Here is a 26799-nt window from a genome sequence, read left to right as displayed (position 1 = left end):
GCCGGGGCTGTGGGCTGGCTGGGGCCCGTCCCGCGTTCCGCCGATGATCTGACACCATTTCCTCCGAAGGGTCAGTTCACCTTCACCACGACCAGGGGACGGATGGGACCGCGCAGTGCGGGGCTACGACCGCTACGAGGCTGACGACCACCTATCCCGGCTCGAAGCCGAGATGAAGAGGCTGAGGGACGAGCGGGACAAGGCGGTCGACCACGCCGACGACCTCGGCTACCAGGTCGAAGTGCTGCGCGCCAAGCTGCACGAGGCGCGCCGCGCTCTCGCCGCGCGCCCGGCCGGCTACGACAACCTGTCGCACCAGGCCGAGCAGCTCCTGCGCAACGCGCAGATCCAGGCCGAGCAGCTGCGCGCCGACGCGGAGCGCGAGTTGCGCGAGGCCCGCGCCCAGACTCAGCGACTCCTCCAGGAGCACGCCGAGCGGCAGGCCCGGATGGAGGCCGAGCTGCACGCCGAGGCGGTCGCCCGCCGCCAGCAGCTCGACCAGGAGCTCAACGAGCGCCGCGCGACCGTCGAGTCCCACGTCAACGAGAACGTCGCCTGGGCCGAGCAGCTGAGGGCCCGCAGCGAGGCGCAGGCCCGCCGGCTGATGGACGAGGCGCGCGCCGAGGCCGAGCAGACCCTGGCCGCCGCCCGCGCCGAGGCGCAGCGGCTGGCCGAGCAGTCCCGGCAGCGGCTGACCTCGGAGGCGGAGGCCGCCCGCACCGAGGCCGAGGCCCTGCTGCGCCGCGCCCGCGCGGACGCCGAGCGGCTGCTGAACGCCGCCTCCGCGCAGGCCCAGGAGGCCACCGAGCACGCCGAGCGGCTCCGCGCCTCCACCGCCGCCGAGTCCGAGACCGCCCGCCGCGAGGCCGCCGTCCTGGCCCGCCGGGCCGAGGAGCGGATGCAGGAGGCGGAGACGGCGCTGCGCGAGGCCCGCGCGGAGGCCGACAAGGTCCTCGCCGAGGCCCGGGAGTCCGCCGCCAAGCGGCTGGCCGACGCCGAGGCGGAGAACGAGCAGCGCACCCGGGTGGCCAAGGCCGAGATCGCCCGCATGGTCACCGAGGCCACCAAGGAGGCGGAGACCGCCAAGGCCGAGGCCGAGCAGGTCCGGGCCGACGCCCGCGCCGAGGCCGAGCGGCTGATCGCCGAGGCCCGGGAGACCGCCCGGGCCAAGTCGGCCGAGGAGTCGGCCGCGCAGCTCGCCGAGGCCGCCCGTACGGCCGAGGAGGTGCTCACCAAGGCGTCCGAGGAGGCCAAGGCCACCACCAGGGCCGCCGCCGAGGAGGCCGAGCGGCTGCGCGCCGAGGCCGAGGCGGAGGCCGACCGGCTGCGCGCCGAGGCGCACGACGTGGCCGAGCAGCTCAAGGGCGCGGCCAAGAACGACACCAAGGAGTACCGCGCCAAGACCGTCGAACTCCAGGAGGAGGCGCGGCGGTTGCGCGGCGAGGCCGAGCAGCTGCGCGCCGAGGCCGTCGCGGAGGGCGAGCGGATCCGGGGCGAGGCCCGCCGCGAGGCCGTGCAGCAGATCGAGGAGGCGGCCAGCCGCGCCGAGGAGCTGCTCGCCCAGGCCAAGGCGGACGCGGAGGAGACCCGCAGCGCCGCCGGCGCCGAGAGCGAGCGGGTCCGCACCGAGGCGATCGAGCGGGCCGCCACCCTGCGCCGCCAGGCCGAGGAGGCCCTGGAGCGGGCCCGCGCCGAGGCGGAGGAGCTGCGCGGCGAGGCCGAGCGGCAGGCCGAGCAGACCAGGGAGGAGGCCGAGCGGGCCGGGCAGCGGCTCCGCGAGGAGACCGAGGCCGCCGTCCTGGCCCGCCGGACCGAGGCCGAGGAGGAGCTGGCGCGGCTGCGCGCCGAGGCCGAGCAGCGGCTGGCCGCGGCCGAGGAGGGGCTCCGCGAGGCCCGCGCCGAGGCCGAACGGCTCCGCGAGGAGGCCCGCACCGAGACCGAGCGGCTCCGCACGGAGTCGGCGGAGCGGCTGCGGGTGCTGCGGCAGCAGGCCGAGGAGGAGGCCGAGCGGCTCCGCACCGAGGCGGCCTCGGACGCCGCGCAGGCCCGGGCCGAGGGCGAGGCCGTGGCGGTGCGGCTGCGCACCGAGGCGGCGGCCGAGGCCGAGCGGCTGCGCGCCGAGGCCCAGGAGACGGCCGACCGGGTGCGGGCGGAGGCCAACGCGGCGGCCGAGCGCACGGGCGCGGAGGCGGCCGAGGCACTGGCGGCCGCGCAGGAGGAGGCCTCGCGGCGCCGCCGCGAGGCCGAGGAACTGCTCGCCTCCGCGCGCGAGGAGGCCGGGCGCGAGCGTGCCCAGGCCCGCGAGCAGAGCGAGGAGCTCCTCGCCTCCGCGCGCAAGCGGGTCGAGGAGGCGCAGGCCGAGGCCGAGCGGCTGGTCGGCGAGGCCGAGCGGCGGGCGGCCGAACTCGTGGCCGCCGCCGAGCAGAAGGCCCAGCAGGTACGCGAATCGGTCGCGGGGCTCCACGCGCAGGCCGAGGAGGAGATCGCCGGTCTGCGGTCCGCGGCCGAGCACGCCGCGGCCACCCTGCGCCGGGAGGCTCAGGAGGAGACGGACGCCGCCAAGTCGCTCGCCGAGCGCACGGTTTCGGAGGCGATCGCCGAGGCGGAGCGGGTGCGGACCACGGCCGGTCAGGAGGCCGAGCGGACGCGCGCCGAGGCCGACCGCGTACGGGACGAGGCGCGCGAGGCCGCGGCGAGGCGGCTGGGCGATGCGGCCGAGCAGGCCGACCAGCTCATCTCCAAGGCCCGGGAGGAGGCCGTCCGCATCGCGGCCGCCGCGGAGGAGCAGGCGGACACCATGGTCGGCGCCGCCCGCAAGGAGGCCGAGCGGCTGGTGGCCGAGGCACGGGCGGAGAGCACCGCGCTGGTGGAGAAGTCCCGCGGCGACTCCGACACCATGCTGGAGGAGGCGCGCCGCGACGCCAACGCCATCCGGGAGCGGGCGGAGGAGCTGCGGGCCCGCACCGAGGCCGAGATCGAGGAACTCCACGACCGTGCGCGCCGGGAGGCCGCCGAGGCGATGAAGTCCGCGGGCGAGCGCGTGGACAAACTGGTGAAGGCCGCGAGCGACCAGCTCGCCGAGGCCGAGGAGAAGGCCCGCCAGACGAGGGCGGACGCGGATTCCGAGGCGAGCAAGGTCCGTATCGCGGCGGTGAAGAAGGCCGAGGGGCTGCTCAAGGAGGCCGCGCAGAAGAAGGCCGAGATCATCAAGGAGGCCGAACGGGTGCGCGCCGAGGCGAAGGCCGAGGCGGAGCGGACCCTGGAGCAGGGCCGGCGCGAACTGGAGATACTGGCCCGCCGCCGCGAGGACATCAACGCCGAGATCTCCCGCGTCCAGGACGTCCTGGAGGCGCTGGAGTCCTTCGAGGCGCCCGTCCCGAACGGCAGGAGCGGCAAGGACGGCAGGAACGCAAAAGGAAACGACGGGGGATCAGACAACGCGGTGAAAGCCGGAGTCGGAGCAGGAGCGGCACGTGGGAACAGCAAACAGAGCAAGAACTGAGCCACTCGAACGGGTGTACATACTGCATATCAAACCGGCATCTTCTCGATGACACGCCGCTTTTCCCCCTAGGATTCCCTGTATCACTCTCCCGTCCGACCCCGTCTGATCGACAGGAACCCCATGAGCGACTCTTCATCCTCCCCCTTCGGCTTCGAGCTCGTGCGGCGTGGATACGACCGCGGACAGGTGGACGACCGCATCGCGAAGCTCGTCGCCGACCGTGACAGCGCGCTGGCCCGTATCGCATCGCTGGAGAAGCGCATCGAGGAGCTGCACCTCGAGACGCAGAACGCGCAGGCCCAGGTCAACGAGTCCGAGCCGTCGTACGCCGGTCTGGGTGCCCGGGTCGAGAAGATCCTCCGTCTCGCCGAGGAGGAGGCCAAGGACCTGCGCGAGGAGGCCCGCAGGGCCGCCGAGCAGCACCGTGAACTGGCCGAGGCCGCCGCCCAGCAGGTCCGCAACGACGCCGAGGCGTACGCCGCCGACCGCAAGACCAAGGCGGAGGAGGAGGGCGCCCGGATCGTCGAGAAGGCGAAGGCCGAGGCCGCCACGCTGCGGGCCGAGGCGCAGAAGGACGCCCAGGCCAAGCGCGAGGAGGCCGACGCCCTCTTCGAGGACACCCGGGCCAAGGCCGCGCAGGCCGCCGCCGACTTCGAGACCAACCTGGCCAAGCGGCGCGAGCAGTCCGAGCGCGACCTCGCCTCCCGCCAGGCCAAGGCCGAGAAGCGGCTGGCGGAGATCGAGCACCGCGCCGAGCAGCTCCGACTGGAGGCCGAGAAGCTGCGCACCGACGCCGAGCGCCGCGCCCGCCAGACGGTGGAGACCGCGCAGCGCCAGGCCGAGGACATCGTGGCCGACGCCAACGCCAAGGCCGACCGCATCCGCAGCGAGTCCGAGCGCGAGCTGGCGGCGCTCACCAACCGCCGCGACAGCATCAACGCCCAGCTCACCAACGTCCGCGAGATGCTCGCCACGCTCACCGGCGCGGCCGTCGCCGCGACCGGTCAGCCGAGCGGCGACAGCGACGACGAGCCGCTGGGCCGCGGCGTCCCCGCGCAGCAGTCGCGCTGACGCACCCCTGGTCCGCGGCACGGCGGTCCCGTTGCACGCCGGGGCGCCGGACGCGCCCGGCGCCCCTCCTCTTCCGGTCCTCCTCCGGAGGGGCACGCCCCGGGCATCCCCGTACGGCCCCGTAAGGACAGCCCGGGGGGCGGGCTCCCGCGTCAGTACCTCGGCGCGCTGCGGGACCGCTGGAGCCGTGCGCTCCGGCGGTCCCTGGCGTTCCAGCAGGCCCGGTGCCAGTGCCTCCGGTCCTCCACCCGGCCGTCGCGCTGCCAGGCGACGACGTGCGGCACCCCGGGCGGGATCTCCTGGTCGCAGCCGGGGCAGCGGTAGTGCTTGGCCGCCGACTGGCCGGCGATCTGCCGCACCACCCACTCCTCGCCCCGCCACTCCTCGGTGCGCTCCAGGCCGTAGCGGTCCTCCGCCTCACCGGCGCGGCGAGTGGTCCTGCCACCGCCGCGCGGGCGGTTTCGACGCGGGGACAAGGGGCACCTCACGTGGTCCTCGGGGCCCGGGGGCCGGCTGACGCGGTTACTCCGTCCAGCCTACGCAGGTCCGTACGGCGCGTGGGGCGCGCCCGCCCCCGCAGCCCCCTCCCTCTCCTTCGCGCCCCCGCCCGGCCGCCGGAAAAACCTCTCCGCAGGCCGTGCCTTTGGCACGTGTCGGGCGTTGTTGCCACAAAGGGCCGTTCGGGGGAGCCCGCCGCGGGGGGACGGTTGCCGAGGGGCGGTCCGCACCGACGAGGAGGCAGTGGCGATGCGTGTAGGGGCTTTCGTGCTGGCGGCCCAGTTCCCGGGGCAGGGGCAGGGGGAGGCCCTCCACCGGGCCGTGCGGTCCGCGGAGACGGCCGAGCAGGCCGGGCTGGACACCGTGTGGGTGGCCGAGCACCACTTCGTGCCCTACGGCGTCTGCCCGTCGGCGGTCACCCTGGCCGCGCTGCTGCTGGGGCGCACCCGGCGCATCCGGGTGGGTACGGCCGTGAGCGTGCTGCCGACCGTGCATCCGGTCGCCCTCGGCGAGCAGGCCGCGCTCCTGCACCTCACCTCCGGGGGCCGGTTCTCCCTCGGTGTGGGGCGCGGCGGCCCCTGGGTCGACCTGGAGGTCTTCGGCGGCGGTGTCGAGGCGTACGAGCGGGGCTTCCCGGAGTCGCTGGACCTACTGCTGCGCTGGCTGCGCGAGCCGAGCGTCGGTGCGGACGGCGAGCGCTACCGCTTCCGCGAGGTCCCCGTCGTACCGCGCCCCGGCCAGGGACTCTCCGGGCCGGACGAGGTACCCGTGCTGGTCGCCTGCACCTCCCCCGAGTCCGTGCGGCTGGCCGCCGCGCACGGGCTGCCGATGCTGCTGGGCATGCACTGCGGCGACGAGGAGAAGGCGGAGATGGTCGCCCTGTGGCGGCACGAGGCCCTGTCCGCGGGGCTCTCGCCGGAGGCGGTGCTGGCGGCCGGGCACGTGTCGGCCGGGGTGGCGCAGGTGGCCGACACCCGCGACGAGGCCGTGGAGACGCTCACCAAGGCGATGCCGGGCTGGCTCCGGCAGGGCCTGGGAGCGCACAGGACCGTGGACGGCAGGCCGCGCGGGATGCGGGACCCTCTCGCCTACACCGAGCTGTTGTGCTCGCTGCATCCGGTCGGCCCGCCCCGGCTGTGCGCCGACCGGCTCGCGGCCACGGCGGAACGGACCGGGATCACCCGGTTCGCCCTGCTGGTCGAGGGTTCGGGCGACCTGGCCGCCACCGAGGCGAACATCCGGCGGCTGGGCACGGAGGTGCTGCCGCTCCTCCCCCGAGCAGCGGCAGCGAGCACGCCCCCGGGTGCGCGGGCGAACGGGGCCGAGCACCGCGCTGTGACCCGGCCGGCCGTCCCGCGGCCCGCGGTCAGCAGTCGCGCAGTTCGGGCGACTGGTTGAGGAGCTGGCCGCGGATGGAGGTGAACTTGGCGAGCCGGTCGTCCGCCGACGGGTCCAGCGGGAAGACCGCGACCCGGTGGCAGTTCTGGAAGGCCAGCCGGACGCCGAAGTGCCGCTCCAGAGCGCCGCGTATCGCGTCGCTGGCCAGCGCGCGCAGCAGCTGGCCGCGGGCCTGCTCGTCCGGCGGCGGCGTCTGGTTGTCGGCGAAGTCCCCGCCGTCCACTCTGAGTTTGGCCACCAGGGAGCTGATCATGTCCCACGCGTAGGGCAGGGACGTACGGACGCAGTCGACGAAGGCCGCTTCGTCGACGTCGCCTCGCTCGGCCTGCTCCAGGAGGGCCGGTGAGACGTCGAGCGACATGAGTACTCCTCTCGCGATCCCGGACGGGCCGGAACCTTGCGGACGGGACAGAGGCCCCGCCGCGTAACCGAGCGATCTCGCACGGCGACGCCCCCGGTTGCAACGTTATGCCTGTGGATGCGGTGGCACCAGGTTCGTGGGCACACAACCGGCCACCGTCGGACCCCAGTCGAACAGGGAGAACCAGGGGCGAATCGCATGCTCCGCCCCGCGTCCAGTAGCGTGGCCGACCATGCGTCTCGTCATCGCCCGCTGTTCCGTGGACTACGCCGGAAGGCTCACCGCCCATCTCCCGTCGGCCCCCCGCCTGATCCTGGTGAAAGCCGACGGATCGGTCTCGGTCCACGCCGACGACAGGGCCTACAAGCCCCTCAACTGGATGTCTCCGCCCTGCACCCTGAAAGAGGGCGAGGAGAACGGCGTCACCGTCTGGACGGTGGTGAACAAATCAGGTGAGAAACTCATCATCACCATGGAGGAGATCCTCCACGACTCCTCGCACGAGCTCGGCGTCGATCCCGGTCTGATCAAGGACGGTGTGGAGGCGCACCTCCAGGAACTGCTCGCTGACCGAATGGAGACCCTCGGCGAGGGATGGTCCCTGATCCGGCGCGAATACCCCACCGCCATCGGCCCGGTGGACATCCTGGGCCGGGACGCGCAGGGGAACACCGTAGCGATCGAGATCAAGAGGCGCGGCGAGATCGACGGCGTCGAACAGCTCACCCGCTATCTGGAACTGCTCAACCGCGATCCCCACCTGGCCCCCGTCAGGGGCGTGTTCGCGGCCCAGGAGATCAAGCCGCAGGCGCGCGTGCTGGCCACGGACCGCGGCATCGACTGCGTCGTCCTCGACTACGACGCGCTGCGCGGCATCGAGGACGACAAGCTGCGGCTGTTCTGAGCCGCCGTCACCCCGCTTCCCCGCCTGCCCGGTCCGGAGCCGCCCGTGGCGCGGCTCCGGACCGGGTATGCGGTCAGACGACCGGTTCCCCGCCCGGGCCGTCCGAGGCGGCAGCGGAGCCGCTCCCGGCCGGCGCGGCGGGGTGGGAGGCCGGCCCGCTGGCGTTGAGGCTCTCGCCGCCGCCCGTCGGGGGCTCCACGGGCGGGGACGCCGAACCGGATCCACCGGTCTCGGTCCCTTCGGTGTCGGTCCCCTCGGTGTCGGTCCCGCCCTGGTCGGAGCCGCCGGAACCGCCCGAACCGGAACCGCCGGAACCGTCGGAGCCACCCGACCCGGAGCCGCCGGAGCCGCCGGAGCCGGAACCACCCGAGCCGGAACCACCCGAACCGGAACCGCCGGAGCCGTTGGCCGGGGGCCGGTCGTCGTCCGCGTCCTCGGAACGGCCCTCCGAACCACTCGACTCGGTCGGTTCCCCGGAGTCGCCGGAGGAGTCGTCGTCCTCGTCCTTCCCGGACGGGGAGTCCTCCGGGTCGGCCGAGCCGGTACCGTCCGCGGAGGGCGTCCCCGAGGCCGGAACGGACGGCTCGCCGCTCTGCCCCGGCTCCTTCTCCTCACCGCTGGAGCTGGGCGCGGGATCGTCCACGGTGATGCCCTCGTCCTCGCGGGAGGTCACCGCCGGGTTCACGCTGCCGGTGGGCTCCTCCCCGTCGGAGGCCATGCCGAGCGTGACGACCGTGCCGACCGCCACGGCCAGCAGCGCGCCCACGCCTGCGGCGAGGACGTTGCGCCGGGCTCCCAGGACCGCGAGGCGGCGGGGGCCGCCGCCGGCCCTGCCCTGGACGGGGCCGGGGCCGCTGCCGCCGGGCCCGAGGGGGCTCCGGACGACCGGGGTCGGCCGTGTCAGCGCCCCGGTGTCGGACGGTTCGTCGAACGCGCTGCCCACCGTCACCGGCGGGACCGCCAGGGTCGGGGGCAGTTTGTCGAGCTTCTGGGTGCCGTCCGCTGTCCCCTGCGGCCCGGACGGGAGCCGCTGCTCGGACCGGAGCGCCGAAGACGGAGACGGGGACGGGGACGGTGTGGGCGACACCGGCGGCACGGTGTGGGCCTTGGCCGGGGAGGTCCGGGGGAGGACGGGGCCGCCCGGGAGCGCCCTGCCCTCCGGCGTCCCTCCGGTCCCGTCGGAGGTGCCGCCCGTCCGCAGCGCGGAGCGGTCCTCGACCAGGGCCAGCGCGCGCCGTCCGGCCACCGTGCCCCGGCGGTCGGCGAGCGCTCCGCGCAGCCCGATGGAGGCCTCCAGCTCGGCGCGGGCCCGGTCCAGGTTCCCGGTGCACAGCGCCAGCACGCCCAGGTCGTGGTGGAAGTACGCCTCCTCGGCGACCTCGCCCGCCGTGCGCGCCGCCTCCTGGCCGCTCCGCAGCATCCGTTCCCAGGCGCTCCAGTACAGCGACGCGGCGAGGGTCGGCGCGGCCGTGCGGGCCAGCAGCACCGCCGCGCTCGGGTGGCCGCCGCGCTGGGCGCCCTGGACGGCCGCGAGGACCGCCTCCGCCTCCTGCGCGACCCTCTCCGGGGTGACCGACGGGTGGCCGGTCCACCAGGCGTAGTGCCGGGCGGCGGTGTGGGCGCGCTCGTCCGCGCCGTCGCCGTACCCCGCCTCGGCCAGTTGACCGGCCGCTCCGGGGGCGAGCCGGTGGTGCGCGCCGGCCGCGGTGACCAGGCCGCAGGCGAGCAGCTCGCCCAGGGCCGTGTCGGCGCGGGCGTCGTCCACCAGCGCGGGCAGGTGGGCGGGGTGCGGGAGAACGCCGTCGAGGGCCACGGCGAAGCGCAGGACCTCCCGGGCGGTCCCGGACAGCCCGGCGGCCAGCAGCGGGACGGGGGTCGTGCCCGCGGCGAGCGTCGGCAGCGGTCCGCCGGCCGCCTCGGCGGTCTCCTCCCCTCTTCCCGTGCCGGCGTCCTCCCCGCCGCCGGAGGCGTCGCGCTGCTTCAGCAGCGCACCGGCCTGGACGAAGCGCAGCGGCAGGCCCTCGGACTCGAACCACAGGTCCGCCGCCCAGTTCGCCTCCTCCTCGGTGAGGGGGCGCCGGACGACGTGCTCCATCAGCTCCCGGCAGGCGTCGCGGCTGATGCCGGAGAGGAAGACCTCCTCCAGGGGCGCGTCGGCGGAGGGGGCGGGGGTGTCGGGCGTGGCCGAGATCAGGAAGGCGCACTCGGGGGTGGCGTCGAGGAGGGAGTCCAGCCCCTGGCCGCCGAACTCGACGTCGTCCAGGAGGACCACCGCGCCGACGCGGCGCAGCGCCTCCAGCAGTTCGGCGCGGTCGGGGCGGTGGCGGGGGGCGTCGTGGACGGCCGCGAACAGGTCGTACAGCAGGTCGGCGGGTGTGCGCCGGCAGCCGCTGAGGCGTACGACGCCGTCCGGGGCGAGGTCCGCGCACTCGGCGGCGACGGCGGACAGCAGGGCGGTGCGTCCCGATCCCCTCGGCCCGGTGAGCCGGACCGAGCGGCCGCGCCGGAGCAGCCGGACCAGGCGCTCGCGCACCTCGTCGCGCTCCAGCAGCGGCAGGTCGGGCAGGGACACGCCCGTCGGGACCGGCGGCAGGGCGGCGCGCTCCCGCTCGGCGCGGGAGTCGGCGGTGCGCCGCCTGGGCGTGCCGGGGTGCTCGCCGGGCGGGCAGGGCTCGACCTCGCTGCCGTCGACGGGGTTGATCGTCAGCAGGTACTCGCCCGCTATCAGCGGGATCGCGCGGGTGATGCCCCCGCTGTCCTGATCCTCGGGTCCCGGGTGGGTCGGGTCCATGGTGGGTGCCCCCAGATGCGGTGCGTACTCGTAGCTCTCCCGGGCCGACCGTACGCTCGCCTTCGCTTGTGGTTCGGTGGCCGTCCGCAGCGCAGTGTAGGCGGCGGAATTCCGAACCCTAGTCCCTGGCCTGGGACTGTCGGCAACCCTCGGTCGGACGCCCTGCCGGAATCGTCACGGCTTGGCCGGGTCACGGTTTGGACAGGGTGCCGCCCTCCGTGAAGTTGCCGCCCTCGATGGCCAGGATGCGGTGCAGGCGGGTGGCCACCAGCAGCCGCTGCATCTGGGGCGGGACGTCCCGCAGGACGAGGCGGCGCCCGCAGCGGCCCGCCCGCCGGTGCACACCCATGATCACGCCGAGCCCGGTCGCGTCCCAGGAGTCCAGTTCGGCGAGGTCCAGTACGAGGTCGCCCTCCCCGGAGTCGACGGCGGTGTGCAGGACCGTGCGGGCGTCCGCCGCGCTGCGGACGTCGAGGCGACCTCCGACGACCAGTTCCGCATGGTCGCCCCTGATGTGCATATCCGTTCCCCCGGAAGAAGTGGTCCGTGTGTGACTGTTGGGTGCCTGTGTCTCACCACAACTGACTGCCTCTTCGGCAGCCGAGTTGCCGTCCATGTTCGAACCGGTACCGAATTCACCCGCGAGGGCGACCTCGTGTGCGCCGTACGGCCTCAGTACCGGTAGAAGCCCTGTCCGCTCTTGCGGCCGATGTCACCGGCGTCCACCATCCGCCGCATCAGCTCCGGCGGGGCGAACTTCTCGTCCTGCGACTCGGTGTAGATGTTCTCGGTGGCGTGCAGCAGGATGTCCACGCCGGTGAGGTCGGCGGTGGCCAGCGGGCCCATGGCGTGCCCGAAGCCCAGCTTGCAGGCGGTGTCGATGTCCTCGGCGGTCGCGACGCCCGACTCGTAGAGCTTGGTCGCCTCGACGACCAGCGCCGAGATCAGCCTCGTGGTGACGAAACCGGCGACGTCGCGGTTGACGACGATACAGGTCTTGCCCACGCTCTCGGCGAACTCGCGGGCGGCCGCGAGGGTTTCGTCGCTGGTCTTGTGGCCGCGGACCAGCTCGCACAGCTGCATCATCGGCACGGGCGAGAAGAAGTGCGTGCCCACGACCCGCTCGGGGCGCCGCGTCGCCGCCGCGATCTTGGTGATCGGGATGGCGGAGGTGTTGGAGGCCAGGATCGTCTCGTCCTTCACCAGGCCGTCGAGCGTGCGGAAGATCTCCTGCTTGACGTCGATCCGCTCGAAGACGGCCTCCACCACGATGTCCGCGTCGGCGGCGGCGTCGAGGTCGGTGGTCGTGGTGATGCGGCCGAGCGCCGCCTGGGCCTCCTCGGCCGTCAGCTTCCCCTTGGAGACGAACTTGTCGTACGAGGCTTTGATGCCGTCCGTGCCGCGGGTCAGCGCCTCGTCGGTGATGTCGCGCAGCACCACGTCCCAGCCCGCCTGGGCGGAGACCTGCGCGATGCCCGATCCCATGAGTCCGGCGCCGATGACGGCGAGCTTCTTGGCCACGTCGACTGTTCCTTCCTGGTGTTCCCACTGTGGTGCCGTACGGTTCCCAGCCGGACACTAGCGCTCGCGGGGGCCCGGTGGGCGGGGAAGAGACACGCGTCACGTCTCACATGGCGGACATCACACCGGGGGCCGCCGGCCGGCGAAGTCGGGGTGCCCGCACCCGGTCGGACACCGCCGGACGCGCCACGGCCCGGCCGGCGCTCCCGCCGGCCGGGCCGTCCCCGTGACGGCGGGCACACGCCTCCCGCGCGGGGCCGGGGGCCGGTTCCCCGGCGCTAGGCTCGGCGCATGGTCAACCTGACACGCATCTACACCCGCACCGGTGACGACGGCACCACCGCCCTCGGGGACATGAGCCGCACCGCCAAGACCGACTCCCGCATCGCGGCCTACGCCGACGCCAACGAGGCCAACGCCGCGATCGGGGTGGCCATCGCGCTCGGCGGCCTGTCCGAAGAGATCACTGCCGTCCTCACCCGGGTGCAGAACGACCTGTTCGACGTGGGTGCGGACCTGGCCACACCGGTGGCCGAGAACCCCGAGTACCCGCCGCTGCGGGTGGAGCAGAGCTACATCGACAGGCTGGAGGCGGACTGCGACCGCTTCCTGGCGGACCTGGAGAAGCTGCGCAGCTTCATCCTCCCCGGCGGCACCCCGGGGGCGGCCCTGCTCCACCAGGCGTGCACGGTGGTCCGCCGGGCCGAGCGCTCGACGTGGGCCGCCCTGGAGGAGCACGGCGAAACCATGAACAAGCTGACGGCGACCTACCTCAACCGGCTGTCGGACCTGCTGTTCATCCTGGCGAGGACGGCCAACAAGGACGTCGGCGACGTCCTGTGGGTCCCCGGCGAGAACCGCTAGGGACCGCTCCCCCTCCGCTACGGGCGGGCGCCGCCGGCCTCCCGCGCCCCGGGCGCCCGCTTCGGCCGGACGGTGTAGCTGAGCGCGACGACCAGGCTGATGCCGGCGACGAGGAGCATCCGGCTCTGCCACGTCACCAGGGACTCGCTCCGGCCGGCGTCGCCGACGTACCACACCGCGGCCTGGAGCAGCCCCAGGGCGATCACCGCGGCGAGCAGCGTGCGCCCGAACATCTTCCACTCGTGGACGGCCCGCGCCGCTCCGTACCTCGGGGGCTTCACCGGCGGCGGGCCGCCCGCGAAGCGGTGGGCGAAGTGGCCGTCGGCCCACTTGATCAGGTAGTGGCCGTACGCCACGGTGAAGCCGATGTAGACGGCCGCCAGGCCGTGCGTCCAGTCCCCCTCGGCGCCGCCCCGCAGGTCGGCCGCCGTGGCCGCCAGCAGGACCACCTCCAGCAGCGGTTCGCACAGCAGCACCGCCGCTCCCAGGCGCGGTTTCCGGGCCAGGTACCGCAGGGCCAGGCCGGCGGCCAGCAGCACCCAGAAGGCCACTTCGCAGGCGATGATCAGGGTGACGACCACGGCGCTTCCTCTCCGGTTCCCGGTTTCCGGTTCCTCCTGGAACCGACGCCTCCAGCCTGGCCCCCGTCCGCCGCTCCGGGCGTCGCCCGCCGCGACGATTCCGGGCTGCATCCTTCGATGTACTCCGGCGGGTCCCGCACCGGCCGAGGTGTGGAGGCAAGGGTTCCGGCCGACCGTGTTTGATGGTCGTGTGACCGCTCGTCCCCCGTTCCCGCGCCCGCACCGCGACGACGTGCTGATCGCCGCCGCCGGACTGCTCGGCGGGCTGGCTCAGTGGCGGCTGGACCTGTTCGCCCTGTACTCCGGCAACCCGCCGGAGGCCCTCTCCCTGGTGCCGCTCGCCGCGATGTGCGGCGCGGAACTGCTGCGGCGGATCGCGCAGCCCTGGGCGCTGTGGATCGCGGCGGTGGCGTTCGCCGCCGACCTGACGGCCGGTTCGCTGCTGGCCACCATGCTGATGTTCACCGACGTCGTCTACGCGGCGGTGCTGTACGGACCGCCGCGGACGGCCCGTCTGGTGCCTCCGGCGAGCGTCCTCGCCACGATCGCCCTCACCCTCACCGCCCTCTCCGCCACGCGCCCGTCCGAGGCCGTCGTCATCGGAGTCATGGCCGCGCTGGTCCTCGCCTTCCCGGCCTTCACCGGCGCCGCCGTCCGCGAGCACCGGGACCGGGCCGACGCCGAGCGGCTGCGGGCCGAGCAGACCGCGCTGCTGGCGGAGATGGACCGCGTCCAGGCCGTGACGGCCGAGCGGGCGCGGATGGCCCGCGAGCTGCACGACGTCGTGGCCAACCACCTGTCCGCCATCGCCATCCACGCCACCGCGGCGCAGTCGCTGGACGATCCCGCGGCGTCCCGGGAGGCTCTGGCGGTGATCCGCGAGAACAGCGTGCAGGGGCTGGCGGAGATGCGCCGCCTGATCGGCCTGCTGAGGAGCGCGGACGGCGACGAGGAGCCGTCCGCCGCGCCCAGGCTCGACGGTCTGGACGCACTGCTGGACCAGGCCCGCGGGCACGGCACGGCCGGGGGGCTGGCCTTCGTCCTGCGCGACGACCGGTCCGGCGGCCCGCTGCCCGCGCCGGTGGAGCTGGCGGCCTACCGCATCGTCCAGGAGGCGCTGACCAATGCCCTCAAGCACGCCGCCCCCGGCGAGGTGGCCGTCGCCCTGTCCGCCTCCGGGGACGGCCCGCTCGTCGTCCGCGTCACCAGCCCGTACGCCGAGCGGCCCGGTCCGCGGGCGCCGGGCTCGGGCGCCGGGCTGATCGGGATGCGCGAGCGCGTGGAACTGCTGGGCGGCGCCTTCTCGGCGGGCCCGGTCGCGGGTGCCGGGGGACGAGTGGTGTGGGAGGTGCGGGCGGTGCTGCCCGCCGAGGAGAATCCCGCCGGCCGGGGCGGGGAGGGAACGAGGGGAAGGAGCGGCACGTGACCATCCGGGTGCTCGTCGCGGAGGACCAGTCGGCCGTACGCGCCGGACTCGTCCTCATCCTCCGCGGCGCCGAGGGCATCGAGGTCGTCGGGGAGGCGGGCGACGGCGAGGAGGCGGTGCGGCTCGCCCGCGAGCTGCGGCCCGACGTGGTGCTGATGGACGTGCGGATGCCGCGTCTGGACGGGGTGTCGGCGACGGAGCGGGTGGTCGCCGACCGGCTCGCCGATGTCCTGGTGCTGACCACGTTCGACCTGGACTCCTACGTGTTCGGGGCGCTGCGCGCGGGTGCGGCGGGTTTCCTGCTCAAGGACAGCGAGGCGGCGGAGCTGGTGGAGGCGGTGCGGACGGTGGCACGCGGCGAGGGGGTGATCGCCCCGGCCGTGACGCGCCGGCTGATCCGGGAGTTCGCCCACTCCTCCCCCGCCCCGCGGGGCGGGCGGCGGGCCGATCCGTCGGTGCTCGACCCCCTCACCCGGCGCGAGCGCGAGGTGCTGGCGTGCCTGGGCGAGGGGCTGTCCAACGCCGAGATCGCCGACCGGCTGGCGATGGCCGAGGCCACGGTGAAGACGCACGTCAGCCGGTTGCTGGCGAAGCTGGAGCTGCGCAGCCGGGTGCAGGCCGCGGTGCTCGCGCAGGAGCTGGGAGTCACCCTGCCCTAGCCCTCCTGTGGTACAGACCTATTGACCGGTGGTCCAGACCTCTCTAGGCTCCCTGCTCAAGCGCACGCGTATGCCATGCACATGACGTTCATGGCGCCGGCGGTGTCCACGACGCCGACGGCCTCTTCATGGCATTCCCACGAGCGGCGCAGACCCCCGACGGTCCGGCCCTCACCGGACCCCTGTGCGAGGAGCGCTCTTGAGAACGACGACCACCGCACACCGCGTCAGACGCACGGTCCTCTCCCTCACCGCCGCCCTTCTGATGCCCCTCGGCTCCCTGGTGGCCCTGGCCTCCCCGGCCCAGGCCGCCGAGCAGGCCACCGCGACCTACACCAGGGTCTCGGACTGGGGCGGCGGCTTCGAGGGCAAGTGGACGATCAAGAACACCGGCGACACCGCCATCAACGCCTGGACGCTGAAGTGGGACTTCCCCTCCGGCACCACGGTCGGCTCCTTCTGGGACGCCGACATCACCGGCTCCGGCGGCACCTACACCGCGAAGAACAAGAGCTGGAACGGCACCCTGGCCCCCGGCGCCAGCGTCAGCTTCGGCTTCAACGGCTCCGGCAGCGGCAGCCCGAGCGCCTGCACCCTCAACGGCCGCCCCTGCGACGGGTCGGGCGGCGAGGTCCCCGGCGACAAGCCGCCCACCGCGCCCGGCACCCCCACCGCGAGCGACATCACCGACACCACGGTCAAGCTGACCTGGAGCCCCGCGACCGACGACAAGGGCGTCAAGAACTACGATGTCCTGCGCGACGGCACGAGGATCGCCACCGTCACCGGCACCTCGTACACCGACTCCGGGCTGAAGCCCGGCACCTCCTACGGATACTCCGTGCGGGCCCGCGACACCGCCGACCAGACCGGCCCCGCCGGCGGCACCGCCACCGTGAGGACCTCCGGCGGCGACGGGAGCGACCCCGGCGGCGAGTACGTCAACCTCACCTACTTCACCGAGTGGGGCGTCTACGGCCGCAACTACCACGTGAAGAACATGGTCACCTCCGGCGCGGCCGAGAAGCTGACCCACATCAACTACGCCTTCGGCAACGTCCAGGGCGGCAAGTGCGTCATGGGCGACTCCTTCGCCGCCACCGACAAGGCCTACACCGCCGACCAGAGCGTGGACGGCAAGGCCGACACCTGGGACCAGCCGCTGCGCGGCAACTTCAACCAGCTGCTGAAGCTGAAGAAGATGTACCCGCACATCAAGGTCCTGTGGTCCTTCGGCGGCTGGACCTGGTCCGGCGGCTTCGCCGACGCCATGAAGAACCCGGCCGCGTTCGCCGAATCCTGCCACCAGCTCGTCAACGACCCGCGCTGGAAGGGCCTCTTCGACGGCATCGACCTGGACTGGGAGTACCCCAACGCCTGCGGCCTGTCCTGCGACACCAGCGGCCCGGACGTGATCAGGACCATGGCCAAGGCCTTCCGCGACAAGTTCGGCGACCAGCTCGTCACCGCCGCGATCACGGCCGACGCCTCCGACGGCGGCAAGATCGACCAGGCCGACTACGCCGGGGCGGCCCGGTACTTCGACTGGTACAACGTGATGACGTACGACTACTTCGGCGCCTGGGACAAGGCCGGCCCCACCGCCCCGCACTCGCCGCTGACGTCCTACTCCGGCATCCCGAAGCAGGGCTTCACCTCCGACGCGGCGATCCGGAAGCTCAAGGCCGGGGGCGTCCCGGCGGACAAGCTGCTGCTGGGCATCGGCTTCTACGGCCGCGGCTGGACCGGCGTGACCCAGAAGGAGCCCGGCGGCACCGCCACCGGCGCCGCGCCCGGCACCTATGAGGCGGGCATCGAGGACTACAAGGTCCTCAAGACCCGCTGCCCGGCCGGCGGCACCGTCGGCGGCACGGCGTACGCGCACTGCGGCACCGAGTGGTGGAGCTACGACACCCCCGCCACCATCGCCGGGAAGATGGCCTACGCCCGGCAACAGGGGCTCGGCGGCGCCTTCTCGTGGGAGATCAGCGGCGACACCGCCGACGGCGAACTGGTCACCGCGATGCACAAGGGCCTGAACGGCTAGCAGCACCGCACACAGGAAGAACCGGGGAGACGGGCCTTGCGGGCCGTCTCCCCGGTTCGCGTCGTGCCCGGCCCCACCGGGTCCGCGACTCCTGGGCCGTTCCGTCCGGCTCACCCGGCAGTCCGGCAGTCGGCGGCCGCCGCACCGTAGCCGGTGGTTCCGCCGGTCCGCCGGGGCCGGATCGCCGCCCGGACACCGCGCCCGCGCAGGTGGGCGTGGTTGCCGCGGGAGGAGTACGCCGTGGTGGCCACACGCTCCTGGGAGCCGTCGGCCGGGTCGGCAGCCGTCCACCAGGCGACGATGCGGCCGGCCATCGCCTCGGGCCCCAGGAGCGATGGGTCGAGGGCGAAGTGGGTCTCCAGCTCGTGCCGCAGGAACTCGCCGATCTCCGTTTGCTCGGCGCCGTCGCGGAGCCGTCGGAGCAAGGGGGCGAGCAAGCAGTCGTACTCGTCCCGCACCTCATCGGCGACGCCGATCGGATCCCACTCGTTGAGCAGGCGCCGCAGGCCGTTCCCGGCGGAGGTGATCCAGGATTGCATCGCCCCAGGGTGTCCCCCGGGAACGACCGCCGTCACCCGCTTTCCCGCCGCGAGCGGACGGGACGGCTCAGGCCACGTTCACCCGCCGGCCGGGAGGCGCCGCCTCCAGCCAGGCGAGGAAGCCGGTCAGCGCGTCCTCGCTCATCGCCAGCTCCACCCGGACGCCCCGGTGCGAGCAGGCGAGGATCACGGAGTCCGACAGGAGCGCCAGCTCCTCCTCGCCCTGCGGGGTGCGGCGGCTCAGGACCTCGATCGCCTCGCGCTCCAGCAGCCGGCGCGGCCGGAGGGCGTAGGAGAAGACCCGGAACCACTCGACGTGGTCGCCGCTGTAGCGGGAGACGCCGTACGCCCAGCCCTTGCCGCCGGACTCGGCGTCCTCGGGGGCGTCCCACCGCAGGCTGCAGTCGAAGGTGCCGCCGGACCGCTGGATCAGCCGCCGTCGCAGCCCCAGGACGAACAGCCCCAGCAGCACCAGCGCCAGCACCGCTCCGGACAGCACCAGAGCGAGGACCATCTTCACCGACCTCCTCGCCTCGTCCGTCCGTATGCCCGTACCGCAGCCGACATCACCTCAGCCGCGGACCGCTCCCGGAGCGATGCTCCGACGCGGTCCGCGGCTGGGACACGTACACGTGCGCGGGCCTCAGCGCGCGCCCGCCACAGCCCGAAGCCGGACCTCGGCGCGCCGCTCGGCGGCGGCGTCCGCTTCCGACTTCGCCCGCTCCAGCGCGCGCTCGGCGCGCTGGACATCGATCTCCTCGGACAGCTCCGCGATCTCCGCGAGCAGCGACAGCTTGTTGTCCGCGAAGGAGATGAAGCCGCCGTGCACCGCGGCGACGACGGTGCCGCCCCCGCTCTCGCCGGTCGTACGAATCGTCACCGGACCCGACTCCAGCACACCGAGCAGCGGCTGGTGGCCGGGCATGACGCCGATATCACCCGACGAGGTGCGCGCGACGACCAGGCTGGCCTCGCCCGACCAGACCTTGCGGTCCGCGGCGACCAACTCGACGTGCAGCTCAGCCACAGTGGCTCCTCGAAACTGGGGTTTTCACAGAATAACCGGGTGCGGTGACAGGGGACGGGCGAACCCGCCCCCTGTCACCGGGCCGAGGCGTCAGGAGACGCCCAGCTCCTTGGCCTTGGCCTTGAGGTCGTCCAGGCCACCGCACATGAAGAACGCCTGCTCCGGGAAGTGGTCGAACTCACCGTCGGCGATCGCGTTGAACGCGGCGATCGACTCGTCCAGCGGAACGTCCGAGCCGTCCAGGCCGGTGAACTGCTTCGCCGCGTGGGTGTTCTGCGACAGGAAGCGCTCGATACGGCGGGCGCGGTGGACGACCAGCTTGTCCTCCTCGCCGAGCTCGTCGATACCGAGGATCGCGATGATGTCCTGGAGGTCCTTGTACTTCTGCAGGATCCCCTTGACGCGCATGGCGCACTCGTAGTGGTCCTTGGAGATGTACCGCGGGTCCAGGATCCGGGAGGTGGAGTCCAGCGGGTCCACCGCCGGGTAGATGCCCTTCTCCGAGATCGGACGCGACAGAACGGTGGTCGCGTCCAGGTGGGCGAAGGTCGTCGCCGGGGCCGGGTCGGTCAGGTCGTCCGCGGGCACGTAGATCGCCTGCATCGAGGTGATCGAGTGACCGCGGGTCGAGGTGATGCGCTCCTGGAGGAGGCCCATCTCGTCCGCCAGGTTCGGCTGGTAGCCCACCGCGGAGGGCATGCGGCCCAGCAGGGTGGAGACCTCGGAGCCGGCCTGGGTGAAGCGGAAGATGTTGTCGATGAAGAACAGCACGTCCTGCTTCTGGACGTCGCGGAAGTACTCCGCCATCGTCAGGCCCGCCAGGGCGACGCGCAGACGGGTGCCCGGGGGCTCGTCCATCTGCCCGAAGACCAGCGCGGTCTGCGGGAGGACGCCGGAGTCCTTCATCTCCTCGATGAGGTCGTTGCCCTCACGGGTGCGCTCGCCGACGCCGGCGAACACGGAAACGCCCTCGTGCAGCTTCGCCACACGCATGATCATTTCCTGGATGAGGACGGTCTTGCCGACGCCCGCGCCGCCGAACAGACCGATCTTGCCGCCCTTGACGTAAGGGGTCAGCAGGTCGATGACCTTCAGACCGGTCTCGAACATCTCGGTCTTGGACTCGAGCTGGTCGAACGCGGGGGCCTTGCGGTGGATCGGCCAGCGCTCGGTGACCTCGGCCTCGGCCTCGGGCTCGTTCAGGATGTGACCCAGGGTGTTGAACACCCGTCCCTTGGTGACGTCGCCGACCGGCACGGTGATGCCCTCGCCGGTGTCGGTCACCGGGGCCTGGCGGACCAGGCCGTCGGTGGGCTGCATCGAGATGGCGCGGACCAGGCCCTCGCCCAGGTGCTGGGCGACCTCGAGGGTGAGGGTCTTCTTCTTGCCGTCCTCGGCCGGGTCGTCGACCTCGACGGTCAGCGCGTTGTAGATGTCCGGCATCGCGTCGACGGGGAACTCCACGTCGACGACCGGGCCGATGACCCGCGCGACGCGGCCCGTCGCCGTGGCCGTCTCAACAGTGGTGGTCATAGTTGTCAGTCACTCCCCGCAGAAGCGTCGGCCAGCGCGCTGGCACCACCGACGATCTCGCTGATTTCCTGGGTGATGTCGGCCTGGCGAGCCTGGTTGGCAAGTCGCGTGAGCGACTTGATGAGCTCTTCGGCGTTGTCGGTCGCCGACTTCATCGCGCGCCGGCGGGCGGCGTGCTCGGAGGCGGACGACTGGAGCAGCGCGTTGTAGATGCGGCTCTCGACGTACCGCGGCAGCAGGGCGTCGAGGACGTCCTCGGCCGACGGCTCGAAGTCGTAGAGCGGCAGGATCCGCTGCTCCTTCTTCCCGGCGGCCCCGGCCTCCCCGGCGTCCCGCACCTCGTCGAGGCTGAGGGGCAGCAGCCGCTTGTCGACCGGGTTCTGCGTGATCATCGACACGAACTCCGTGAAGACGATGTGCAGCTCGTCGACGCCGCCTTCGGCCGTGTCCTTCCGGACCGCCTCGATCAGCGGCCCGGCGACGGCCTTGGCGTCGGAGTACCCCGGCCGGTCGGTGAAGCCCGTCCACGACTGGACGACCTTCCGGTTGCGGAAGTTGTAGTACGCCACGCCCTTGCGGCCGACCACGTAGGTGTCGACCTCCTTGCCCTCCGCCCGCAGCCGCTCGGTGAGGCGGTCCGCGGCCTTGATGGCGTTGGAGGAGTAGCCGCCCGCCAGACCGCGGTCGCTCGTGACGAGCAGGACCGCGGCCCGGACCGGGTTCTCGGCCTCGGTGGTCAGCGGGTGCTGGGTGTCGGAGCCGGTGGCGACCGCGGCCACCGCACGGGTCAGCTCGTCGGCGTACGGAGTCGACGCGGCCACCTGGCGCTGTGCCTTGACGATGCGCGAGGCGGCGATCATCTCCATCGCCTTGGTGATCTTCTTGGTCGAGCTGACGGAACGGATCCGCCGCTTGTAGACCCTGACCTGCGCGCCCATGCTCAGCCCTCGCCCAGCAGCTTGCCGTCCGAGGTCTCGAACTGCTTCTTGAAGGCGTCGACCGATTCCGAGATGGCCTGGATGGTGTCGTTCGACATCTTGCCGCCCTCGCGGATGCCGGTCAGCAGGTCCTTGCGCTCACGGCGCAGGTAGTCCAGCAGCTCGCTCTCGAAGCGGCGGATGTCCTCCACCGGGACGTCGTCCATCTTGCCGTTGGTGCCGGCCCAGATGGAGATGACCTGCTCCTCGGTCGGGAACGGGCTGTACTGGGGCTGCTTGAGCAGCTCGACCATGCGCTTGCCGCGCTCCAGCGCCGCCTTGGAGGCCTCGTCCAGGTCGGAACCGAAGGCGGCGAGCGCCTCCAGCTCGCGGAACTGGGCCAGGTCCACGCGCAGCCGGCCGGAGACCTGCTTGATCGCCGGGTGCTGGGCGGCGCCACCGACGCGGGAGACCGAGATGCCGACGTTCAGCGCCGGGCGCTGGCCCGCGTTGAACAGGTCGGACTCCAGGAAGCACTGGCCGTCGGTGATGGAGATGACGTTGGTCGGAATGAACGCCGAGACGTCGTTCGCCTTGGTCTCGATGACCGGCAGGCCCGTCATCGAACCGGCACCCATGTCGTCCGACAGCTTGGCGCAGCGCTCCAGCAGCCGGGAGTGCAGGTAGAAGACGTCGCCCGGGTAGGCCTCGCGCCCCGGCGGACGGCGCAGCAGCAGGGAGACGGCGCGGTAGGCGTCGGCCTGCTTGGACAGGTCGTCGAAGACGATCAGGACGTGCTTGCCCTGGTACATCCAGTGCTGGCCGATGGCCGAGCCGGTGTAGGGGGCCAGGTACTTGAAGCCCGCCGGGTCGGACGCCGGGGCGGCGACGATGGTGGTGTACTCCAGGGCACCGGCCTCCTCCAGCGCGGCGCGCACGGAGGCGATGGTGGAGCCCTTCTGGCCGATGGCGACGTAGATGCAGCGGACCTGCTTGCTCGGGTCGCCGGACTGCCAGTTGGCACGCTGGTTGATGATGGTGTCGACGCAGAGCGCGGTCTTGCCGGTCTGGCGGTCACCGATGATCAGCTGGCGCTGGCCGCGGCCGATCGGGGTCATCGCGTCGACGGCCTTGTAACCCGTCTCCATCGGCTCGTGCACCGACTTGCGCTGCATGACCGTGGGGGCCTGCAGTTCGAGGGCGCGGCGGCCCTCGGTCGCGATCTCGCCGAGGCCGTCGACCGGGTTGCCCAGCGGGTCGACGACACGGCCGAGGTACCCGTCGCCGACCGCGACGGAGAGGACCTCGCCGGTGCGGCGCACCGTCTGGCCCTCCTCGATGCCGCTGAACTCGCCGAGGATGATCGCACCGATCTCGCGCTCCTCGAGGTTGAGGGCGAGACCGAGGGTGCCGTCCTCGAACTTCAGCAGCTCGTTCGCCATGGCCGAGGGAAGGCCCTCGACCTTCGCGATGCCGTCACCGGCAACGCTGACCGTCCCGACCTCTTCGCGCGAGGCCGCGTCCGGCTTGTACGACTGGACGAAGTTCTCCAGCGCGTCCCGGATCTCATCCGGCCGGATCGTGAGCTCCGCCATCTGGGTTCCCTGCTCTCCTTGTTGGGCCCGTATGTGTCTGCTACGGCCCAACTCGGGCCGCCAGTACTGCTTCTTGAGTTGGTGGTGCGCCTGCGGCACGGTGTCCGCCGGCGGCTGCGTCAGCCCGCCATCCGCCGGTTCGCCTCTTCGAGGCGGTCGGCGATGGTGCCGTTGATGACCTCGTCGCCGATCCGTACCCGGACTCCGCCGAGGACCGCCGGGTCCACGTCGAGGTTGAGGTGGATCTCGCGTCCGTACAGCTTGGCCAGCGCGGCGCCCAGGCGCTGCTTCTGCCCGTCACTGAGGGGTACCGCGGTGGTGACCACCGCGACCGAACGGTTCCGGCGCTCCGCGGCCAGGCTTGAGAGGGCTTCGAGCCCTGCTTCAAGGGTACGGCCACGCGGCTGAAGCACCAGGCGGACGATCAGTCGCTCGGTGGCGGGGCGGACCCTGCCCCCGAGCAGCCGGCGCAGCAGCTCGGTCTTGGCGTTCCTCAGGGCCTCGTCGGTGCCCTTGCCGCCGAGGGCCGCGCGCAGCTCGGTCGAGGAGGCGAGGGTCCGGGAGAACCGGAACAGCTCGTCCTCGACGTCGTCGAGGCTGCCGTCGCGCTCGGCCGCGACGAGGTCGGCCACGTCGGCCAGCTGCTCGACCGCGTCCACCAGGTCGCGCGAGCGCGACCACCGGGAGCGGACCATGCCGGAGACCAGGTCGACCGTCTCCCCGCCCACCTGGCCGCCCAGCAGGCGCCGGACCAGCTCGGCCTTGGCCTCGCCGGACTGCGCCGGGTCGGTGAGGACCCGGCGCAGCGACACCTCGCGGTCGAGCAGCGCGGTGACCGCGGCCAGCTCGTCGGCGAGCCTGACCGCGTCGACGGACGTGGAGTCCGTCAGGGCGTCCAGTCGCTCACGGGCTGCGGCCAGTGCCTCACGGCTCGCTCCGTTCATCGGGCGACCTCGGAGGACTCGGCGGCCGCCGCCTTGGCCTCGAGCTCGTCGAGGAAGCGGTCGATCGTGCGGCTCTGCCGGGCGACGTCCTCAAGGGACTCGCCGACCAGCTTGCCGGCCAGGTCGGTGGCGAGCTTGCCCACGTCCTGGCGCAGCGCCTGCGCCGCCTGCCGACGGTCGGCCTCGATCTGGGCGTGACCGGCGGCGATGATCTCCTCGCGCTGCCGCTGGCCCTCCGCGCGCATCTCCGCGATGAGCGCGGCGCCCTGCTCCCGCGCCTCCTCGCGCAGGCGCGCGGCCTCGTGACGAGCCTCGGCGAGCTGGGCTCGGTACTCCTCCAGCGTCTGCTGCGCCTCGGCCTGAGCAGCCTCGGCCTTCTCCATGCCTCCCTCGATCGCCTCGCGGCGCTCCTCCAGGGCCTTGTTGATGGCCGGGAGGAGCTTCTTGGAGAGGACGAAGAAGACGATGCCGAAGGCGATCAGGCCGATGACGACCTCGGGCCAGACCGGAAGCAGCGGGGACTGCGGCTCCGAAGCTGCCAGGTTCATCATGGGGGACCTTTCGTCGGTTCCGTTTAAGGCTTCGTCAGCTGAGGATGAACGGAACGACGAAGCCGATCAGGGCGAGCGCCTCGACCACGGCGAAGCCGAGGAGCATGTTCTGACGGATGAGGCCGGCGGCCTCGGGCTGGCGGGCGATGGCCTGCACACCGTTACCGAAGATGATGCCGATGCCGATACCGGGGCCGATCGCGGCGAGGCCGTAGCCGATGGTGCCGACGTTGCCTTCGACAGCAGCGAGGGTCTCGAGAGCAGACATTCCTTGGGTTCCTTCTCTTGGTGGGCCGGTGGATGGTTGGTCCGCCGGACGTCTGGGGTTGGGCGAGTGGTGGCTGGAGGGACCGCGGAGCCGGTCGGTCTCGTCAGTGCGCCTCTTCCAGCGCCTGGGAGAGGTAGGTGGCGGTCAGCACGGTGAAGACGTAGGCCTGCAGCGCCTGGATGAACATCTCGAAGACCGTGAGCACCACCGTCATCGCGAACGAGGCGGTCGCGTAGATGGAGCCGAGAACGGTGCCGAGCATGTACCACGTGGCGATCGTGAAGATCAGGATCAGGATGTGGCCGGCGAACATGTTCGCGAAGAGCCGGACCGCCAGCGTGAAGGGCCGCACGAAGATGTTGGAGATGAACTCGATCGGCGTGAGCAGCACGTAGATCGGCTTCGGCAGACCGCCGGGGACGCAGAGGTTGCGGATGCCGCCGACGAAGCCGTTGGTCTTGAACGTCACCGTCATGTAGGTGACCCACACCACGAGCGCGAGGCCTGCCGGGTAGGCGATGACCGAGCTGACCGGGAACTGCGCGATGGGGATGATCGCCCAGAGGTTCAGCATCCACACGAAGAAGAACAGCGACACCAGGAGCGGGATGAAGGCGTCGCCCTTCTTGCCCATCACCTCCCGGGCGATACCGCGGCGCACGAACTCGTACAGCGCCTCGGCCACCATCTGGAGCTTGCCGGGGACGACCTTGGGCTTGGCGAAGGCCGCCCACAGGAAGGCGAGGATGGCGAACGTCCCGACGAGCGCGAGCAGCATCGGCTTGTTGAACTCGATCCCGCCGACCTCGAAGATCGGGTCGAAGAGGAACGACCACACACTGGGGGCCGGGAAGCCACAGTCCTTGAACAGGTGGCAGTCAACCTCGAAGGCGAGCAACTGATCACTACTCACCGCGAGCTCCTTCGGTCGGACGCATGGGTACGGCTACCTCGATGTGTCGGCATGGCTCCGGGCCATGGGACGGCACTGGACTGGGTGTGGGCGGGAGGAGACCGGCCGGCTCGGCGGCAGGACGGTCGGTGAAGAGGCGAGGAGCGTCCGGCGCTGTCCCGCACAGCGCCTTCTCCGTGGCTCGCAGCCCTCTCGGCGTCGGACGATAGCAGCCTGACGGAAGGTGCTCCGCCCCGCCCCTGCCCGAGAGCCCCGCACGGCCCCCGCTCATACGCGGGTCTCCGTGGCGCGGGGCTTCCCGGAGGAGTCCTCGGCCCCGCCGGGCTCCACATAGAGGGCCTTCACCCGAGTCTGCGCCCACGCCTGGGCCGCCAGCCACACCAGGAGGCAGGCCAGCGCCGTGAGACCGAACACGCGGCCGTCCATGAAGGTCGCGTCCCGGAGGAGCTTCAGCAGCAGGAGCATGACGATCACCTGGGTCGTGTAGACCAGGAATCCCATCCCCAGGAGAAGCTCGGGCCACTTCCGGCCGACCCGGCCGAGCACATGGAGGCCCACACCGAAGAACGCGACGACCAGCACGGTGGCGAGTCCCGCTCCCAGCGCACCCTCGGCTCCCGCGACGACCGCGCCGACGACCACGCCGACCAGGCCGGCGCAGGCGGAGGGGATCGCGGCGCCGCGAAGGATCCGGGCGTCGTTCGACTGCATAGGAAATGCTCCAGCGATGTGGTCTGCGGGGGGCGAGGCGTGACCTTCGGAGGTGAGCGTAGTCCGGCGGCGCACAGACACGGATCGGGGGTTCTGGGAGGCCACCCGACCTTATCGCCGGACTCGTGAACGGTATCACAAACTATTTGATGAGGTCTTTACCTACATCGTGTGC

General features: G+C 72.5%; 25 protein-coding genes. 8 read left to right on the top strand and 17 right to left on the bottom strand.

The genetic code is table 11. From position 1 onward, the window contains the following. Positions 1-115: 115 nt before the first annotated feature. Both scy and ABD358_RS13945 read left to right on the top strand, forming a co-directional pair. The gene (scy, locus tag ABD358_RS13950) at positions 116-3502 is read left to right on the top strand and encodes a polarized growth protein Scy (protein ID WP_344631293.1); all 3387 of its coding nucleotides are present in this window, start codon (positions 116-118) and stop codon (positions 3500-3502) included. Positions 3503-3625: 123 nt separating this feature from the next. Continuing rightward, positions 3626-4576 carry a coiled-coil domain-containing protein gene (locus ABD358_RS13945; protein WP_344631292.1) on the top strand — a complete coding sequence of 317 codons (951 nt, stop codon included), beginning with the start codon at positions 3626-3628 and terminating at the stop codon, positions 4574-4576. Positions 4577-4728: 152 nt separating this feature from the next. On the opposite strand, the gene ABD358_RS13940 is transcribed toward ABD358_RS13945, so the two are convergent. Then, the gene (locus ABD358_RS13940; RefSeq protein ID WP_344631291.1) at positions 4729-5052 is read right to left on the bottom strand and encodes an ATP/GTP-binding protein; all 324 of its coding nucleotides are present in this window, start codon (positions 5050-5052) and stop codon (positions 4729-4731) included. 271 nt (positions 5053-5323) lie between these two features. On the opposite strand from ABD358_RS13940, the gene ABD358_RS13935 reads away from it, so the two are divergent. Next, positions 5324-6472: an LLM class flavin-dependent oxidoreductase gene (locus tag ABD358_RS13935; RefSeq protein ID WP_344631290.1), complete on the top strand. Its 1149-nt coding sequence runs from the start codon at positions 5324-5326 to the stop codon at positions 6470-6472. On the opposite strand, the gene ABD358_RS13930 is transcribed toward ABD358_RS13935, so the two are convergent. Further along, positions 6441-6833 (bottom strand): SCO5389 family protein, encoded by a 393-nt coding sequence (locus ABD358_RS13930; RefSeq protein ID WP_344631289.1) that lies wholly within the window; start codon positions 6831-6833, stop codon positions 6441-6443. The two genes, ABD358_RS13935 and ABD358_RS13930, sit on opposite strands and share 32 nt — an antisense overlap. A 232-nt stretch (positions 6834-7065) precedes the next feature. Here ABD358_RS13930 and nucS point away from each other — a divergent pair, with 232 nt between their 5' ends. After that, entirely contained in the window at positions 7066-7737 is a 672-nt protein-coding gene (gene nucS / locus ABD358_RS13925) for an endonuclease NucS (RefSeq protein ID WP_344631288.1), read from the top strand. Between the two features lie 73 nt (positions 7738-7810). Here the strand turns inward: nucS and ABD358_RS13920 are convergent, their stop codons facing one another. The 3 genes from ABD358_RS13920 to ABD358_RS13910 form a co-directional block, all read right to left on the bottom strand. Next, positions 7811-10528 carry an ATP-binding protein gene (locus ABD358_RS13920; protein WP_344631287.1) on the bottom strand — a complete coding sequence of 906 codons (2718 nt, stop codon included), beginning with the start codon at positions 10526-10528 and terminating at the stop codon, positions 7811-7813. Positions 10529-10718: 190 nt separating this feature from the next. Further along, positions 10719-11048 (bottom strand): STAS domain-containing protein, encoded by a 330-nt coding sequence (locus tag ABD358_RS13915; protein ID WP_344631286.1) that lies wholly within the window; start codon positions 11046-11048, stop codon positions 10719-10721. 152 nt (positions 11049-11200) lie between these two features. Next, positions 11201-12049, bottom strand: coding sequence for a 3-hydroxyacyl-CoA dehydrogenase family protein (locus ABD358_RS13910; protein ID WP_344631285.1), 849 nt, complete (start codon positions 12047-12049; stop codon positions 11201-11203). A 291-nt stretch (positions 12050-12340) separates the two neighbouring features. Here ABD358_RS13910 and ABD358_RS13905 point away from each other — a divergent pair, with 291 nt between their 5' ends. Continuing rightward, positions 12341-12913, top strand: coding sequence for a cob(I)yrinic acid a,c-diamide adenosyltransferase (locus tag ABD358_RS13905; RefSeq protein ID WP_344631284.1), 573 nt, complete (start codon positions 12341-12343; stop codon positions 12911-12913). A 17-nt stretch (positions 12914-12930) separates the two neighbouring features. On the opposite strand, the gene ABD358_RS13900 is transcribed toward ABD358_RS13905, so the two are convergent. Continuing rightward, positions 12931-13494 (bottom strand): hypothetical protein, encoded by a 564-nt coding sequence (locus ABD358_RS13900; protein ID WP_344631283.1) that lies wholly within the window; start codon positions 13492-13494, stop codon positions 12931-12933. Positions 13495-13684: 190 nt separating this feature from the next. Between ABD358_RS13900 and ABD358_RS13895 the strand changes: the two genes are divergently transcribed. The 3 genes from ABD358_RS13895 (at position 13685) to ABD358_RS13885 (ending at position 17626) form a co-directional block, all read left to right on the top strand. Then, positions 13685-14920: a sensor histidine kinase gene (locus ABD358_RS13895; RefSeq protein ID WP_344631282.1), complete on the top strand. Its 1236-nt coding sequence runs from the start codon at positions 13685-13687 to the stop codon at positions 14918-14920. After that, entirely contained in the window at positions 14917-15579 is a 663-nt protein-coding gene (locus tag ABD358_RS13890) for a response regulator (protein WP_344631281.1), read from the top strand. Before ABD358_RS13895 ends, ABD358_RS13890 begins: the two co-directional genes overlap by 4 nt. Before the next feature lie 265 nt (positions 15580-15844). After that, positions 15845-17626, top strand: coding sequence for a glycoside hydrolase family 18 chitinase (locus ABD358_RS13885; protein WP_344631392.1), 1782 nt, complete (start codon positions 15845-15847; stop codon positions 17624-17626). 110 nt (positions 17627-17736) lie between these two features. On the opposite strand, the gene ABD358_RS13880 is transcribed toward ABD358_RS13885, so the two are convergent. From ABD358_RS13880 to ABD358_RS13830, 11 genes are all read right to left on the bottom strand, one after another. Next, entirely contained in the window at positions 17737-18165 is a 429-nt protein-coding gene (locus ABD358_RS13880) for a hypothetical protein (RefSeq protein ID WP_344631280.1), read from the bottom strand. 67 nt (positions 18166-18232) lie between these two features. Next, complete coding sequence (locus ABD358_RS13875; RefSeq protein WP_344631279.1) at positions 18233-18679, bottom strand: DUF2550 domain-containing protein; 447 nt, start codon at positions 18677-18679, stop codon at positions 18233-18235. Positions 18680-18808: 129 nt separating this feature from the next. Beyond that, positions 18809-19192, bottom strand: coding sequence for a F0F1 ATP synthase subunit epsilon (locus ABD358_RS13870; RefSeq protein ID WP_344631278.1), 384 nt, complete (start codon positions 19190-19192; stop codon positions 18809-18811). 90 nt (positions 19193-19282) lie between these two features. Further along, entirely contained in the window at positions 19283-20725 is a 1443-nt protein-coding gene (gene atpD / locus ABD358_RS13865) for a F0F1 ATP synthase subunit beta (protein WP_344631277.1), read from the bottom strand. Positions 20726-20730: 5 nt separating this feature from the next. Continuing rightward, positions 20731-21663 (bottom strand): F0F1 ATP synthase subunit gamma, encoded by a 933-nt coding sequence (locus ABD358_RS13860; protein WP_344631276.1) that lies wholly within the window; start codon positions 21661-21663, stop codon positions 20731-20733. 2 nt (positions 21664-21665) lie between these two features. Next, entirely contained in the window at positions 21666-23237 is a 1572-nt protein-coding gene (gene atpA, locus ABD358_RS13855) for a F0F1 ATP synthase subunit alpha (protein ID WP_344631275.1), read from the bottom strand. Between the two features lie 119 nt (positions 23238-23356). Further along, positions 23357-24181, bottom strand: coding sequence for a F0F1 ATP synthase subunit delta (locus ABD358_RS13850; RefSeq protein WP_344631274.1), 825 nt, complete (start codon positions 24179-24181; stop codon positions 23357-23359). Beyond that, positions 24178-24732: a F0F1 ATP synthase subunit B gene (locus ABD358_RS13845; RefSeq protein ID WP_344631273.1), complete on the bottom strand. Its 555-nt coding sequence runs from the start codon at positions 24730-24732 to the stop codon at positions 24178-24180. Before ABD358_RS13845 ends, ABD358_RS13850 begins: the two co-directional genes overlap by 4 nt. 34 nt (positions 24733-24766) lie before the next feature. Continuing rightward, complete coding sequence (gene atpE / locus ABD358_RS13840) at positions 24767-25000, bottom strand: ATP synthase F0 subunit C (protein WP_031505870.1); 234 nt, start codon at positions 24998-25000, stop codon at positions 24767-24769. Positions 25001-25103: 103 nt separating this feature from the next. Beyond that, positions 25104-25913 (bottom strand): F0F1 ATP synthase subunit A, encoded by an 810-nt coding sequence (gene atpB / locus ABD358_RS13835; RefSeq protein ID WP_344631272.1) that lies wholly within the window; start codon positions 25911-25913, stop codon positions 25104-25106. 267 nt (positions 25914-26180) lie between these two features. Next, positions 26181-26624: a Cg1360 family ATP-synthase-associated protein gene (locus ABD358_RS13830; RefSeq protein ID WP_344631271.1), complete on the bottom strand. Its 444-nt coding sequence runs from the start codon at positions 26622-26624 to the stop codon at positions 26181-26183. Positions 26625-26799 lie beyond the last annotated feature (175 nt).

This window comes from Streptomyces glaucosporus, assembly GCF_039533345.1.
In the GTDB taxonomy this organism is placed as follows: Bacteria; Actinomycetota; Actinomycetes; order Streptomycetales; family Streptomycetaceae; genus Streptomyces; species Streptomyces glaucosporus.
This window is presented reverse-complemented; position numbering and strand designations above follow the sequence as displayed.